Consider the following 15,685-nt stretch of genomic DNA (forward strand, 5'->3'; position numbering starts at 1 on the left):
TACTATTTTTATTGTCCTTTAATGACATTGTAATTTGCTTTCGCTAGTTGTAGCTGAATTTCATGTTTTACCAAGGTATTCTCATCTTCGTATAAATTGGTGAGTTCTGTAATGTAAGCTGAAGACGTAATCACGCCATTTCTAAGTTGTGCATCTGCCGATTGAAGCACCTCTTTTCTGAGGTTTATAATTTCTTGATCGGAAGAAATAAAAGTTTCCATTTTATGGATTTCTTTTTGTTGTTGATGTAACTCGATGTTGGTATTCAGTTTAAAAACTTCGGTTTCATTATCCACAATATCCTTATTAATTAGTAAGGATTCCCGTTGTTTTTTATTGGCATTCCAATCGAAAACATTCCAATTTAATTTCACACCAACCGTATAAAATGTTTGAAAGGAATTGTCTAGCATATTCAACCCTGGATTACCATAACCACCAGTTGCAAACCCAAGTAATTTAGGTGCGTTTTGCTTCGATAACAAACTTTCCGAATTTTGGATTTCTTCTTTTTTAAGTTGAAATAATTCCAATTCGGGTCTGTTTAAGTCCGCTTGAAATTCGGTCTCTAAAAGTGGACTTTGAAATAATGTTTCAGTAGTTAGAGGCTTACTTATGAAGCTAGAAAGGGTTTCAATTAGGGACATTTTATTGCTTTCCAATTCTTGAAACTGTTGTCCTATTTTCAATAATTCGGCCTCCAAAATTCTATCGGAAGTTGGTAGCATCACACCATACTTTATTCCGGACTGTACTTCTTTAAGTTTGGCTTCTACTTGCTCTTGTTTAGCCTTTAGTAATAACTGAGATTCTTGTGCTAATAAAACAGAAAAATAGAGTTGATTGATTTGTTGTTTTAATTGGTATAAACTGACTTCAACCTGTTTTTGCTTCGTATGGAGTTGCGCAGATTTTAAATCTAAAGAAGCATCTGTTGCACCTCCGTTATAAATTAGTTGATTTACAGAAACCGTTGCACGGTATTGATCTTTGTTTAATGGTTCTATACCAGACATTGCAAGAGGAAATTGAAGGACATCTGATTGATATGTTGCTTGCGCATCTAAATAGATTTGCGGTAATTTTGACGTAGAAATAACCGCTGCATCTAATTTATTTTGCGCATCTAGCAATTTCGATTGCTTAGCCAATGGATAATTTGCGGTTACTAAATGGTAACATTCCTCTAAAGTGATACTTTCTTGCGCAACACTTGACCACCCAATGGAGAGTAATAGAATGATTAATAACTGTTTCATGTTTTATATTTATTTTTTTTATTGGACACATGCTGTTTGCTGATTAATCATTCCCTTGGGAGATAATACTTTTAACATGCTCGTTTCCTTTTATGAATTCTTTATAGCATTAATAATAAAATCGGCAACTTCTGTTTTACGCGCTTCTATTAATTGATTGTAAGCTTCATTGTCTGTATTTGTAAATGCCCGGATTAAAGGTTTAGCTACAAAAGGAAAAATGTTTAGCGCCATAATATTCAGAAATAGTTGTTCTGCAGAAATGGGTTTAATAATGCCTTGTTCCACTTCTCTATCTACTTGCTTCTTAAATTTTTCAATATTTGGAAAACCATTGGTATCTTTCATTTTTAGAAGAAACTCCGGGTTTCTATTTAATTCTTGAATGATAAAATTTGGTAAATACGGATGTTTCACAATGAATGTTATGTAATCTGATGTAAAGTTTTTTACCTTCTCTTCAATAGAAGAATCATCATTTAAAATAGCATTTAATTGTGGTGCTAATAAGCTAAATGCATTTTTAAAAACCGCTTCAAACAATAACTGCTTACTTCTGTAATAATAATGAAGCATTGCTTTGTTAATTCCTGCTTTATCGGCAATTTCTTGCATACGCGCACCATCCATTCCTTTAGATTGAAAGATATGTTTTGCTGCATCTAAAATCTGCTCTTCTGTATTTTCGTCTTTTAATTTTCTCATTACAACTACATGGTTTAACCAAGTGGTTAACAAATGTATAATGAATTCTAATGGTATAAAATGATTTATATCATGTATCCTGTACTAATCGTTATCTATTCAACTTATTAGAGATTAACTTCATGACTATTACTCCTAAAACGCCTCCTAAAATGGAAACCAGACAATTAACAAGGAATAAGCCAATATGAAATGTACCGTTATCCATTATTGATAAGGGATCAAAACCTAGCCTTCCGAAGGATTTAATAAGAAATATGCTTCCAAAAACACCTGCAATGGTATTTCCTATCACACCAAAGGAGTACTTTTTATAGATAGCGCCAGTTACATTAGCGGCAATGATTCCTATTAGAATACTTAATAAAGAAATTAATGTTTCTGTCATAATAGTATTTTTATACTAATGGCCATAATCCATTTTATCTATCTTTCCTCCCATGAGCCTTTTTTGGATAATCATGTAGACAAAAAGAAGAATAAAGCCCACAATCCCCCAAGTTAATGCTATCGATAAACCATATTCTGAAGCGGCAGTATTATAAATGGTTAAATCTTCATGAATATCATTCACAGAAGGTAATATTACGGGAAATAGAGATGCTAATGAGGATGTAATTCCTCCAACTATCAATAAGGTAGATAACATAAAAGCATGGCTATCCTTTTTTATTTTTTTGATAAAAAACAATCCGATTAACCCTGTAAAATAAAGCATCGGAAAGACCATTAAATAGGGTTTATCTATAAAATTATCTAAGGAATTCGGATTTACTATTTGCCATACAAATAAAGAAAAAACAGTAAGTACAGATAAGGTTATATTTAATTTAAAAACAACGCCTTTAAGTTTTTTATTGATACTTGAGTTTGTTTTTAAAACTACCCAATTCGCACCATGAATTGCTAAAGTAACCACCGATATTAACCCAATAACAATAGTAAACCAATCTATCACTCCTGGGTTTTCGGTTAGCGGACTAAAACTACTGTTCCATAATGGTAAGAAAAAGTAATGTCCTTCATGCGCAGAGATTCCGTTTTCAACACCTCCTAAATTCACACCTCTTACAATATTACCTAAAGCAATACCAAAAAACAAGGCTAGTAATAAACTAGAAACGCCAAAAGAGGTATCCCAAATATCCTTCCACATTTGATATTTAAACTGTCCTCTAAATTCTAAACCAATCGCTCTAAAAATAATTAACCATAAGACGATGATTAATGGTAAATAGAATCCGCTAAAAACCGATGCATAAAAAGTAGGGAAAGCCATAAAAAGCATACCACCAGCAGCGACTAGCCAAACCTCATTAGAATCCCAGAATAGACCTGCGGACTTTGCGATTACTTCTTTATCTTTTTCCTTTTTAGCGAAGAATAAATGAATGATTCCAGTGCCAAAATCATAGCCATCTAAAACAAAAAACATCGTTAAAACAATTCCTATTATTATATACCAAAATATTTCCATAATTAATGTGTTTGCGGTTTTGGACCTTGATTAATCGTTTTACCAACTAGTACTAAAAACAGTAAACCTAGTAGCATATATAAAGCAACAAAACCAAGTAATGTAAATAAAGTATTCCCTGAAGAAACGGTTGGAGAAATACCATCGCTTGTTTTTAATAATCCGTAAACGAGGTAAGGTTGTCTTCCTAATTCTGCGGTATACCAACCAGTAATATTAGCGATATAAGGAAACGGCACTAAAAACATAATAAACCAAAGTAAAGGTTTAAAGTTGTATAATTTTTTTCGCCATAAAAGAAAAAGAGCCAATACCATAACCCCAATAAATATAGTACCCAAACCAACCATTATATGGTATGAATAGTAAAGTGCCGGAATATTACTTGGCAATTCCTCTTCTTTAAATTGATCCATTCCTGGGATTTGTTTATCCCAATCCTGATGCGTTAAAAAGCTTAATATATTAGGCACTGCAATTTTATTATCTAACTTTTTTTCTACCATATTTGGCTGTCCAACGAGTACAATTTCGGCACCAGCTTCTTCGGTTTCAAAAATCCCTTCCATAGCAGCAAAAGATGCTGGTTGATATTTTGCTACATTTTTAGCATTCCAATCTCCTGTTGGAAAAGCAACTAATACACTAGATATTAATCCGAAAATCACTCCTGTTTTTAAGAATAGCTTTCCGTATTCGACTTGTTTATTTCTTAAAATATAAAAAGCACCTATACTTGCCACCACAAAAGAAGAAGTGACCACGGAAGCCATTTGATTATGTAAAAATGCAGGTAGCAACCAAGGGTTCGTAAAAAGTGCTCCGAAGTTTTCTAAAACAAATTTACCATTCTCTAAAATTTCATATCCTACAGGATGCTGCATCCAAGCATTGGTTGCTAGAATAAACCAACCACTTGCCCAAGAACCTAAAAAGACTAAGAAACCAGTTAAGAAATGTAGTTTTTGACCCATCAATTTTTCGCCAAAAATAAATAGTGCTAAAAAGGAAGATTCTAAAAAGAAAGAAAACATGCCTTCCATTGCTAAAGTTTGTCCGATAATTCCTCCTGTTAATTCTGAAAATTTAGCCCAATTGGTACCAAATTGAAATTCCATAGGAATTCCGGTCACCACGCCCATGGTAAAATTAATAGCAAAAATTTTCATCAAAAATTTTGCTGCATTATTATATTTTTCAATTTTTGAAAGTAAATATTTTCCTTTAAGAAAGACGATCAATAAAGATAATCCCATAGTTAATTGCGGAAATATATAGTGGAATGTGATAGTAAATGCAAACTGCAACCTATCGTAAAAGATCATGTCTTCCATACTTTAATTTTTAGACTATAAAAATACGACACAAAGCTTTAAATCTATGTCACTTTTATCACAAAAAAGCCTCTTTTTAGAGGCTTTTTTAAATTATTAAATTTTAATTAATTACTTTTTAAGAATAGCATCTAATACTACGTCTTTATCCAATTTCTTCGTACAGAAAAACCAGTCTTTACAATCTAAATCTTCTGTTGAAGTCATGCGCTCTTCAGCAACACCACAAGATCCGGCTGGAGAAACAATTACATCATCTCCAGGATTCCAATCTGCTGGAGTAGCCACATTAAATTTGTCTGAGGTTTGCATTGCTATTAACGCTCTATAAAGTTCATCAAAATTACGTCCTAAACTTAATGGGTAATAAATTAATGCACGAACCGTACTTTCTGGATCCACAAAAAAGACTGCTCTAACCGCTTGTGTTTTGCTTTCTCCTGGTTGAATCATTCCATATTTTTTGGCAACATTCATAGAGATATCTTCAATTAAAGGAAATTTAACTTCGATGTTTTTCATGCCGTTAAATTCAATTTTATCTTTAATAGTTCTTAGCCAAGCAATATGACTATACAAGCCATCAATAGATAAACCTATAAGACTACAATTTGCTTTTTTGAATTTTTCTTCTAAATGCGCAAATGTCATAAACTCTGAAGTACAAACAGGTGTGAAATCTGCTGGATGACTAAATAATATAGACCATTGTCCTTTATAATCTGAAGGAAAATTAATCTCTCCTTGTGTGGTTACCGCCGTAAATTCTGGTGCTTTATCTCCTATTCTTGGCATAGTAAAAACCTCTTGTTGCTGTTGTGTTGTTTCTAAAGTATTCATAATTATATATCGATTTAATTTATTTTTCTACTGTAAAATTAAACCACAACTCGTTGATAGTTTGTAACATTTGTCACTTAGAGGATACCAAATCCTTATATAATTATAAGGATAATTAATAATGGATAAAAAAGTCCTAATTAATTCGAAACCTGATAAAAATCATCTTTAAAGGAAACACTATCACTTATTTTTGTACCAATGAAAATAAGCACATATATATTCGCCATTAGTTTAACCACATTGCTACTATTTAATAGTACAAGAGTGTCGTTAACCTATGCGTACTATAATATGGATACTGTTGGTTTTATAGAAAATTTTTGCATAAACAAAGACAAACCAGAATTAAATTGTAATGGAAAATGTCATTTAAATAAGGTTGTTCAATCACAAGATCAGGATCAAAAAACACCAGAGAGTATTATTGATTTTAAAGAACTCATCTTATTTTCAATGGCACTGGAACCTCTTGTTTTTCAGCAAAAAGAATATATCAAAAAAAAGAATATAACCGACTACACGAATCTATATTCCTTTAAGAATACCAACGTTTGTTTTCATCCTCCCAAAGTATAATTTTATTCAATTAGAGGTAGTTTCATCTACCATAAGCAAAGAAATAAAATTAAACACATTACATATGAAAACATTATATGGGGTACTACTATGTACCCTAATTACAGCTATGTCTTTTGGGCAAGAACAAAACGAAATCAAAAAAGACACTACAGAACAAAAAGAAACAAAACTAGATGAAGTTATTGTAACTGGTAATCTAAAAAAGGATCCCGTATTAACCGTTGTTGCAAATAAATATGACGAAAAAATTGTACAGCCTAAAAACGTTGCCGATTTGTTTAATAACATCAACGGATTTTCGGTAATAAAAAGAGGGAACTATGCTATTGATCCTTCGTTTAGAGCTTCGCAATATGAACAATTAAACATTCAATATGATGGAGGAACAAAAGCAATGCATGCTTGCCCGAATAGAATGGATCCTATAACCACACATATTATTCCTGAAGAAATCGCGAAAATTGAAATCATCAAAGGACCATATACAGTGCGTTACGGAGCAACTTTTGGAGGTATTGTAAATTTGGTAACCCAAAAGCCAGATTATGAAGATTATGGGGTACATGGAAAAGTATCTGCTGGTTATGAAAGCAACGGAAACTCTTTAGTAAACCTAGCACAACTGCAATATATTCAAGAAAAATATGATATCGTTGCTAATGCTGGTTATAGAGATTTTGGTGATTATGAAGATGGTGATGGTACCGAAATCCCTTCGTCTTTTAGAAGTACCGATTACGGAATAAAATTAGGTTATAACTTCTCTGACGACCAACGTTTACAGGCACATTGGAGACAATCTTTTGGTCGTGATGTACAACATGCTGCATTGCCAATGGATACCGAATATGATAATAGTAGTATTCTCTCTTTAGATTATAAACTGGATAATATTGGTGAAGTAGTACAATCATTAACTGCAAAAGCCTATTATAGTTATGTAGACCATTTAATGACCAATGACAATAGACCGTCTTTTATGATGATGGAAGCAGCTTCTGCTGTAGATGCAACAACCATTGGTGGAAAATTAGAATTGAACTGGAAACCTTTAGAAAAACTAAATGTATTTTCTGGTTTGGATGCCATGCATATTGCTAGAGATGGAGGAAGAACTCGATTGATTAAAATAATGAATGGCAACCCATTACCAACTCCTATGACATTTAATGATAAGGTTTGGCAAGATTCTTATATCACAGATTTAGGAGTATTTACAGAAGTTAAATACAACATCAACTCTAAAAACATATTTACAGCTGGTATTCGTTATGATCATGTAACATCAGATATTCAGGATCCGGAAGCTGATTTTGCTGCAATGTATGACTTAGAGAAACGTACAGAACATAATGTTAGCGGAACGGTTTCTATTAAAAACAGAGTCTCTGATAATTTCACTTTAGAGGCTGCGTATGGTCGCGGAATTCGTTCTGCAAATATGATAGAGCGCTTTATTAATCACTTTACTGTTGGACAAGATCCTTATGAATATATTGGAAACCCAAATTTAAAAGCAGAAGTTAATAATCAATTTGAAATTGGTTTTAAAGGAAGACAACCTTTAAAAAATGGTTTTAATAGCTTTAAATACGAAACGTCTTTCTATTATTCTTTCTTTGAAAACTATATTGTTGGTGTAATAGATCCAACTATTACTAGAAAATTTAATCCTACAACAGATCCTACTAGTGTGAAAGTATTTCAAAACATAGACGAAGCATATAAAACTGGTTTTGAAGCTATGGCGCAAGTCGATTTTTTAAATGACTATTATTTTAAAACAGAGTTTGCTTATGTATATGCAAAAAACAAAGATTTAAAAGAATCTTTACCTTTAACTCCTCCGCTTACTACGAAGTTAAGTTTAGGATTTCAAAAAGAAAAATTCTGGGGAAGCGTTCAATATAATATCGTTTCAAAACAAGAAAATATTTCTAGAAGTTTTGGGGAAACAGAGACCGACGGTTATCAAACTTTAGACGTTCGTTTTGGAGTAAAACCTATGAAGAATATTACATTAGGTGTTGCTGTACTTAATGCTTTAGATGAAGCTTACAATAGCCATTTAAACTTCTCATTTACCAACCAAGCGAATTTTGGAAGAACTCCTATTACAGAACCAGGTCGTAATTTATCTGCATTTTTACAGTATAAATTTTAATACAGATTTTGTATAAACAAAAAAAGTAGTGCATTTACATGCACTACTTTTTTTTATAATTAAATGTTTTAAATAAAATTATCTTTCTTTAGGTTCTTCTTTATCTCTATCGTTGTTAGACATAGATTTTACTAAAAAACCAACAAGAGCTAGACAAACTAATCCAAAAATAGCTATCATAATTACGCCGTTATTCCAGTTCGCTAATGCAATGCTTTGAGATATCATAAAAATAGGTGTTAGTGTTTTTAAAGTATAAAAATAATAATTCTATGTCTTTATAAATATGACTTTTATCAGTAAATAAAAGGAGCTTATAAAATAAGATGCCTTGCTATTAATCAATCATATAGTTGTCTAAACAACTTATATTTTGCAAAATTAAAGTATTCAAATAAAACATTAAACAACAATTGTTACACTTCCTTTTTTAGAGGTATTGTTAAAAAAAAAGTACTTACTTTTTTACTTTGCATGTATTAATTCCGAATAGAGTATATAAAGGACAGAAGCTTACAAGGCTAGTTAACACAAAAATTATAGCTAATGCTAAAAGTACATACGCTAAAGTGCCGTGTATAATATTTTGCCAATATAATATGGCTATCGTTATTGCCATTACTATTCTAATTCCTTTATCTAATCCACTCATATTTACTTTCATAATATTATTATTTTAGGTTTTAGAATCCTTATTATTCTTTAGTTTCTTTACGTTAAAAGTAAAAAATTACTTTGGTTTTTTTTTCGAATTTCTTATCTAATAGGTATAAGATATATCCCATTTTACATGAAATAATTCTTTTAATAAATTGTGGTTATTATATTCTTTTTCTGAATGATAAAAAACAATTCTTTGTCTTGTCTTGATGTAATAGAATTATAAGAAGCTTCCATTATTTTAGTATCAAAATAATGCTTAAAATACTCTATGTATTCCATTTTACAACCTCCAAAAGGTGGATGGGTTTTATTTAAAGGCACATTAAAAAGCAGGCCTACCACTTTACCATTATCATGTAACATTTCAAATGCTTTTGCTGCATAAGCTGCTCTTAAATTAGGATCTATAGCACAAAAAAAAGTTTGCTCCATAATCAAATCAAAAGTCATATCGACATCAAAAAAATTCTTTTGAATAAGGTGTGAAGAAGGAAACAAAGGCAATCTAGCTTGTATATTGTTAAGTGCCGTTTGTGACAAGTCTACCACATACACATTTTTAAAACCTTTATTATGAAGATATTCCGCTTCATAACTATTCCCGCCTCCTGGAATTAGAATTTTCAGTTCTTTATCGGACAACTGATTGATATAGTTTTTTAATGGCGGAGAAACTTCGCCCAAATCCCAACCTATATCACTGGTTTTATATCTATTATCCCAAAAACCTTCGGATAAATCCATTAATAAGGTGTTGTAATTACATTTATTAATTCATCTTTTTGAAGCATTCCCGACTGTCTCCAAACCTGTTTTCCGTTTTTAAACAATAGCATAGTTGGTACGCCTCTAACTTGGTATTTTGCGGCAAGAGCTTGATTTTTATCCACATCAATTTTAATAATGGATACTCTCTCTTTTAAATTGTCTTTAACATCTTTTAAAATAGGACTCATCATTTTACATGGTCCACACCACTCTGCATAAAAATCTACTAATACAGGAGTTTCTTGATTTATTAATTCTGAAAATTTACTCATAACGGACTTATTTTATTTGTCGAAAGTTATACTCCAAATACCTCTAACCTCATTAACCGCATATCCTGTAGCTTTATCTTGAGGATACAAACTAGCAAGTTTACTTAATGTTGGTTTATTTATATCTTGATCTGGTTTCCCATGACATTGTAAACACATTGCATTTGTTGTTATTGGATAATACACGTGTACTTTATTGTCTAACTGATCTACAATTGGTTCTGGTTCTTTACTATTTTTTATATCGTTTTTGAAAGAATTAATATACAATAATTCTTTTTTATTTGCTAGATTATTTTGATTTCTAGGTTTATCGGAAACCCGTTTTATAATTGCATGATGTACTACAGACATGCTATCTGTTAACGGGTATGCTTTTTCATTGCAAAAAGCTAATGCTTCTAATGTTCCTTTTTTTTGAATAGTTCCCATTAGGTTTTTCCCTAAAACCGCTTTGGTAGATAGCGCATATTTCAAACCACGTTCTGCATAGGTTAATGTATCCAAAGTAGCGTTGGCTTGTTGCTTTTGCATGCCTTTTCCATTGCCCATTCCTTTTCCGTTACCCATTCCTTTTCCATTACCTTGCCCTTTGCCCATGCCTTTTCCTTCATTAAAATGGGCTTCAAACCATTCTGGTTGTTCAATATCAAAATCGAACATATAGTCTGCAATTTTAGCTATTGTTTCTTCTGGAAAAGCTTGCTTTGGCATTACTCCAAAACGTTTTACTGCTCCAAACATTTTAGCATCTTCAGCATTTGGGTTTTTAATCCAAGTTTGTAAAGCTGCTATAAACTGTTGTTTGGTAGTGCCTTTATTTATATAATGCTTTTTAATGGCAATCATAGGAGGTCCAATACGATCTTCTTGACTTGCCGATGGACTATGACATGTATAGCAATTGGTTTCCATTAGCTTTTTTCCTGGATGGGTATTGGCCTCCATTTTTTGTTCTAAAGCGGTGTATTCCTTTTTGGAATGGTTACAGCTAAATATCAACGTTAAAAAGACCATACATACTATTACATTTTTCATAATATTTTATTTTATGTGGAAAGTTTACCGGTTGCACAACTCACAAAAGATTTTGCTTTGGATATTATATTATTATCTTCATCTACGGAAGGATAACCTAACATTTTAAGCTTGTCTTTTACCGCAAAAGCGTCTGCTTCATTTGTATATTTAAAGGAAACTTTACTTTCTTCAACATCTATATTTATATCTAAAATATTTTTAATCTCTGAAAGTTTTGTAGTAATAGTGTTTGCACAACCACCACATTTTAAGTTTTGTACTAGTATGGAAGTTTTCATTTTTATTTTTTGTTTTTTATTTTGGTAAAATGTGTTCGCCATAAAGGCTCGGTTCATTTTTTTAATTCTATTAAATTTTGGTAAAAATGTGTTCGCCTTAAAGGCTTGGTTCTTTTTAATTCTATTTGTAGTTTAAAAAACCTCCTTTTAAATCATAGATTTCAATAAACCCCAATTCTACTAACTTTTTAGATGCTTTATTACTTCTACTTCCGCTTCTACAATACACATAAACAGCTTTATCCTTATCTAGTTTATTGAATTCGAAAGCAAATTTATCGGAATAAAAATCTATATTTTCAGCTCCAGTAATATGTCCGGATTGAAATTCTTTAGGGGTTCTAACATCGATTAATTGGACGCTTTTATTTTCGATTTGTGTTTTAAATTCTTCCGAAGAAAGTATTTTAACAACATTGCGATCTAAACTATTTGAACCTAATAAGGTTGTTAAAAATGTTATGATTATTATGTATTTCATGAATGGCTTTATTTACCATAAATATAATCAATAAAACATAAATTATAAGTAACCTTTGTTACATAGAAAAGCGCGTATTACATTGCTGTAATACGCGCTTTTCACTAACTAAAAAACTAAATTTTTATTTCAATGTACTCGGACAAACATAGTTTGTTGTAGGTATTTCGGTATTTTTAATAGCACCATATCCACCTGCTACTTCAATTAAATTATGAATACCTCTACTTTTTAAAATAGAAGCTGCAATTACAGATCGGTAACCACCTGCACAATGCACAAAGAAAGGTTTGTTTTCTGGAAACTCGCTTAAATGACTGTTTATGTTATCTAAAGCGGTGTGTTTTGCTCCTTCTACATGTTCTGCAAGGAACTCTCCATCTTTTCTTACATCAAAAACAACATCTTGATTCGCTTTATAGCGTTTTGCAAATTCTTCAGCAGATATAGAAGTTATAGAATCATATTCCATCCCAGCTTTTTTCCAAGCTTCAAAACTACCATCTAAATAACCAATCACATTATCAAAACCAACACGAGATAAACGCGTAATTACTTCTTCTTCTCTACCTTTTGGTGCAATTAATAAAATTGGCTGACTTACATCTGCTATTAAAGCACCAACCCAAGGTGCAAATCCACCATCGATACCTATAAAAATAGAACGAGGAATGTGGCCTTTTACAAAATCTGTTTGATGACGCACATCTAAAACAATCGCTTCCGTTTCATTAGCAGCTGCTTCAAAGGCTTTAGGCGTTAAAGGTTTATGTGCTTTAGACATTACTTTATCGAAGCTTTCATAGCCTTGAATATTCATCATTACATTTTGTGGGAAATACGCTGGAGGTTCTGATAAACCATCTAATAACTCCGCAATAAATTCCTCTTTAGTCATGTCTGCGCGCAAGGCATAATTTACTTGCTTTTGATGCCCTAGAGTATCTGTAGTTTCTTTACTCATATTTTTACCACAAGCAGATCCTGCGCCATGATTTGGATACACAATTAAATCATCGCTTAATGGCATAATTTTATTGCGAAGTGAGTCGAATAAATAACCTGCTAATTTCTCTTGTGTTAAATCGGATGCTATTTTTTGAGCTAAATCTGGACGACCAACATCCCCAATAAATAAAGTATCACCAGTAACAATACCATGTTCTTTACCGTTTTCATCTATTAAAAGATAGGTGGTACTTTCCATAGTGTGTCCTGGCGTATGGATTGCTTTTATTTTATAATCTCCAACTTCAAATATCTGACCATCTTCTGCAATTATAGCATCGTAAGAAGGTTTTGCTGTAGGACCAAATACAATTTGCGCTCCTGTTTTTTCTTTTAAATCTAAGTGACCAGACACAAAATCGGCATGAAAGTGTGTTTCAAATATGTATTTTATTTTAGCATCGTCTAGCTTTGCTCTTTTAATATATGGCTGTACTTCTCTTAATGGATCTATAATTGCTGCCTCTCCATTACTTTCTATATAATACGCTGCATGTGCTAAGCAACCGGTATAAATTTGTTCTATTTTCATTTTTTCCCCATTTAATATTTTATAAAATGTCTTTACCATTTAAGCAATTGCACTTTAATTCTTCAAATTTACTAATGTTTTTAAATTTTTCTTGCAACAAAAGTTACTTAATTAAAAAACCAACTCCTTTAAAACAATATAAATCGACATTGCCAACACAAACCATCCGAAGCTCTTTTTCAATTTTTTACTAGATATAAATTTAGAAAAATAGCCACCTACCAAAATTCCGATAATGGTTAAAAAAGAAAAGGTTAATAAAAAGAACCAATCTATATCTAAAACTTGTACATCTCCTAAAAAACCGATTAACGAGTTGATTGCTATAATAATCAAAGAGGTTCCCACAGCTTTTTTCATATCTAAACCAGCCCAAAGTACTAATGCTGGCACATATAAAAATCCGCCACCTGCTCCAATAAGACCTGTAATAATTCCTATAATAACACCTTGAATAAAAGTTTTATAATACGCTTGTGAAACATTATTTTCTTGACTTTTAGGTTTCGATTTAATCATAGAAGATGCTGCTAACAACATGATAATTGCAAAAAAGATCATGATTGCCATTCCTTTGGTTAAAGAGAATGCTCCAACAGTAAAAAGTGTTTCTGGTATTGCTGGAACAAGAAATCTTCTGGAAACATATACCGCGATAAAGGATGGAAAAGAAAAAGCCAATCCTGTTTTAAAATCAACTAATCCTTTTTGATGCTTTTGAATCACGCCAACCAAGGAAGAAGAACCAACAACAAATAAGGAATATGCAGTAGCTACTACCGGGTTAAATGCTAAAAAATAAACCAATAATGGTACAGTAAGAATGGATCCTCCTCCTCCTATTAAACCCAATATGGCTCCTATTAAAAAAGCAGCGAAGTATGTTACTATTTGTTGTATATCCATATGAATGCAAAGGTAATTGATCTGAAGAAACAGCGTGTAACATGAGTTACAAATCTAAAATTTTAATGCTATTTCTATGTAGTTCAATTTTGCCCAAATTCTCAAGGGCTTTAAGTAATCTAGAAATTACAACTCTCGAAGTATGTAAATCTCTAGCTATTTCTTGGTGTGTTACCTGAATAACTTCATTATGGTTAACCATTGCCTTATCTTTTAAATATTTGAACAAACGTTCATCTAGTTTTAAAAAGGCAATAGAATCAATAGCTTCTAATAATTCTGACATTCTATTGTGGTAGCTTTGTAGCACAAATTTTTGCCATGATTTATATTTACCTAACCATTCTTCCATTTTTTCAATAGGAACCATTATTAGTTTCGTATCTGTTTCTGCCACAGCTCTAATCTCGCTTTTGGAACTACCTAAACAACAAGATAATGTCATTGCGCAAGTATCACCTTGCTCAATAAAGTATAAAAGAAGTTCATCTCCATCGAGGTCTTCTCTCATAATTTTAATAGCTCCACTTATTAAAAGTGGCATGGATTTTATATAATCGCCAATTTCTATAAGTTTAAAACCTTCCGGAATATCTTTATAAGTACCTACATTATTAATTTCTTGAAGTAGTTCCTCCTCGAATAAATAACCATAATGTTGTTGTAATTCGTCTAGCATAATCTTTATTTCGTAAACAAAGTTATATAAATAACTTCATTGTAAATGAATATTGTAAAATTATTGAGGTGTAAAATTACTATCCGACTAAAAAACATGCGTTTATGTCGCTTTTATTTGCTTTTCATCGATTAGAAATAAAATAAAATTCCTACAGATGAAACAAATCATTTATTTTTTTAAAATTGCAATATGACGAATAATTACTCCATTAATTGCACCCTCCTAATTGATGACGATAAGGTTATCAATTTTTACAATGAAAAAATTGTAAATAGACATACTGATTTCGGACAAGTAACCTCTGTTAACAGTGGAAAAAACGCATTAGAATACCTAAAAGATGCTAAAAATGGATTAATAGCAAAGCCCGATTTAATATTTTTAGATATTAATATGCCAGCAATGAATGGTTGGGAGTTTTTAGAAGAATTTAATAAAATTGATACAGACTTCACAAACTCTATTAAAGTTATTTTATTGACAACTTCTAATAATCCGGATGACTATGAGCGTTCTAAAACAATTAATGTAATTTCCGATTTTATAAACAAGCCATTATCTTCCGATATCTTAGATCATGTAAAACAAAACCATTACGTATTAGCCGCAAGCAAAAAAACATAAAGCTGTTATTATTCTTACAAGCACGTTTTCTTTACTCTTGTAATTTTTACTTATAAGTATTTTTTTTCT

Annotated in this window: 19 protein-coding genes; 3 read left to right on the plus strand and 16 right to left on the minus strand. The window is 31.6% G+C overall.

Translation table 11 applies throughout. From position 1 onward, the window contains the following. Window positions 1-8: 8 nt before the first annotated feature. The 6 genes from AMD28_RS06215 to AMD28_RS06240 form a co-directional block, all read right to left on the minus strand. Complete coding sequence (locus AMD28_RS06215) at window positions 9-1,259, minus strand: TolC family protein (RefSeq protein ID WP_055443293.1); 1,251 nt, start codon at window positions 1,257-1,259, stop codon at window positions 9-11. Window positions 1,260-1,349: 90 nt separating this feature from the next. After that, window positions 1,350-1,964, minus strand: coding sequence for a TetR/AcrR family transcriptional regulator (locus tag AMD28_RS06220; RefSeq protein ID WP_055443574.1), 615 nt, complete (start codon window positions 1,962-1,964; stop codon window positions 1,350-1,352). Window positions 1,965-2,055: 91 nt separating this feature from the next. Continuing rightward, window positions 2,056-2,352 carry a hypothetical protein gene (locus tag AMD28_RS06225; RefSeq protein ID WP_055443294.1) on the minus strand — a complete coding sequence of 99 codons (297 nt, stop codon included), beginning with the start codon at window positions 2,350-2,352 and terminating at the stop codon, window positions 2,056-2,058. Between the two features lie 15 nt (window positions 2,353-2,367). Further along, window positions 2,368-3,441: a cytochrome d ubiquinol oxidase subunit II gene (gene cydB, locus AMD28_RS06230; protein ID WP_055443295.1), complete on the minus strand. Its 1,074-nt coding sequence runs from the start codon at window positions 3,439-3,441 to the stop codon at window positions 2,368-2,370. Window positions 3,442-3,443: 2 nt separating this feature from the next. Next, the gene (locus AMD28_RS06235) at window positions 3,444-4,775 is read right to left on the minus strand and encodes a cytochrome ubiquinol oxidase subunit I (RefSeq protein ID WP_055443296.1); all 1,332 of its coding nucleotides are present in this window, start codon (window positions 4,773-4,775) and stop codon (window positions 3,444-3,446) included. A gap of 111 nt (window positions 4,776-4,886) precedes the next feature. After that, complete coding sequence (locus AMD28_RS06240) at window positions 4,887-5,615, minus strand: peroxiredoxin (RefSeq protein ID WP_055443297.1); 729 nt, start codon at window positions 5,613-5,615, stop codon at window positions 4,887-4,889. Between the two features lie 201 nt (window positions 5,616-5,816). On the opposite strand from AMD28_RS06240, the gene AMD28_RS06245 reads away from it, so the two are divergent. Both AMD28_RS06245 and AMD28_RS06250 read left to right on the plus strand, forming a co-directional pair. Beyond that, on the plus strand, window positions 5,817-6,194 hold the full coding sequence (locus AMD28_RS06245) for a hypothetical protein (RefSeq protein ID WP_055443298.1): 378 nt from the start codon (window positions 5,817-5,819) through the stop codon (window positions 6,192-6,194). Window positions 6,195-6,258: 64 nt separating this feature from the next. Then, entirely contained in the window at window positions 6,259-8,361 is a 2,103-nt protein-coding gene (locus AMD28_RS06250) for a TonB-dependent receptor domain-containing protein (RefSeq protein WP_055443299.1), read from the plus strand. 78 nt (window positions 8,362-8,439) lie between these two features. On the opposite strand, the gene AMD28_RS18705 is transcribed toward AMD28_RS06250, so the two are convergent. The 10 genes from AMD28_RS18705 to AMD28_RS06290 form a co-directional block, all read right to left on the minus strand. Continuing rightward, the gene (locus AMD28_RS18705) at window positions 8,440-8,589 is read right to left on the minus strand and encodes a hypothetical protein (RefSeq protein WP_162838500.1); all 150 of its coding nucleotides are present in this window, start codon (window positions 8,587-8,589) and stop codon (window positions 8,440-8,442) included. Between the two features lie 229 nt (window positions 8,590-8,818). After that, a complete protein-coding gene (locus AMD28_RS18360) occupies window positions 8,819-9,025 on the minus strand; it encodes a YgaP family membrane protein (protein ID WP_083478251.1) in 207 nt (68 codons plus the stop codon). A 140-nt stretch (window positions 9,026-9,165) separates the two neighbouring features. Further along, entirely contained in the window at window positions 9,166-9,768 is a 603-nt protein-coding gene (locus tag AMD28_RS06255) for a methyltransferase domain-containing protein (protein ID WP_055443300.1), read from the minus strand. Next, on the minus strand, window positions 9,768-10,064 hold the full coding sequence (gene trxA, locus AMD28_RS06260; RefSeq protein ID WP_055443301.1) for a thioredoxin: 297 nt from the start codon (window positions 10,062-10,064) through the stop codon (window positions 9,768-9,770). Before trxA ends, AMD28_RS06255 begins: the two co-directional genes overlap by 1 nt. Window positions 10,065-10,076: 12 nt before the next feature. Continuing rightward, entirely contained in the window at window positions 10,077-11,102 is a 1,026-nt protein-coding gene (locus AMD28_RS06265) for a c-type heme family protein (RefSeq protein WP_055443302.1), read from the minus strand. 11 nt (window positions 11,103-11,113) lie between these two features. Further along, on the minus strand, window positions 11,114-11,383 hold the full coding sequence (locus tag AMD28_RS06270) for a heavy-metal-associated domain-containing protein (protein WP_055443575.1): 270 nt from the start codon (window positions 11,381-11,383) through the stop codon (window positions 11,114-11,116). 121 nt (window positions 11,384-11,504) lie between these two features. Then, window positions 11,505-11,864: a rhodanese-like domain-containing protein gene (locus AMD28_RS06275; protein ID WP_055443303.1), complete on the minus strand. Its 360-nt coding sequence runs from the start codon at window positions 11,862-11,864 to the stop codon at window positions 11,505-11,507. Between the two features lie 124 nt (window positions 11,865-11,988). After that, window positions 11,989-13,404, minus strand: a complete 1,416-nt coding sequence (locus tag AMD28_RS06280; RefSeq protein WP_055443576.1) for an MBL fold metallo-hydrolase — start codon at window positions 13,402-13,404, stop codon at window positions 11,989-11,991. A gap of 111 nt (window positions 13,405-13,515) precedes the next feature. Beyond that, the gene (locus AMD28_RS06285; protein ID WP_055443304.1) at window positions 13,516-14,310 is read right to left on the minus strand and encodes a sulfite exporter TauE/SafE family protein; all 795 of its coding nucleotides are present in this window, start codon (window positions 14,308-14,310) and stop codon (window positions 13,516-13,518) included. Between the two features lie 46 nt (window positions 14,311-14,356). Then, window positions 14,357-14,989, minus strand: coding sequence for a Crp/Fnr family transcriptional regulator (locus AMD28_RS06290; protein ID WP_055443305.1), 633 nt, complete (start codon window positions 14,987-14,989; stop codon window positions 14,357-14,359). Window positions 14,990-15,181: 192 nt separating this feature from the next. On the opposite strand from AMD28_RS06290, the gene AMD28_RS06295 reads away from it, so the two are divergent. Next, entirely contained in the window at window positions 15,182-15,616 is a 435-nt protein-coding gene (locus AMD28_RS06295) for a response regulator (RefSeq protein ID WP_055443306.1), read from the plus strand. Window positions 15,617-15,685: the final 69 nt, after the last annotated feature.

This window comes from Lacinutrix himadriensis (genome assembly GCF_001418105.1).
GTDB lineage: Bacteria > Bacteroidota > Bacteroidia > Flavobacteriales > Flavobacteriaceae > Oceanihabitans > Oceanihabitans himadriense.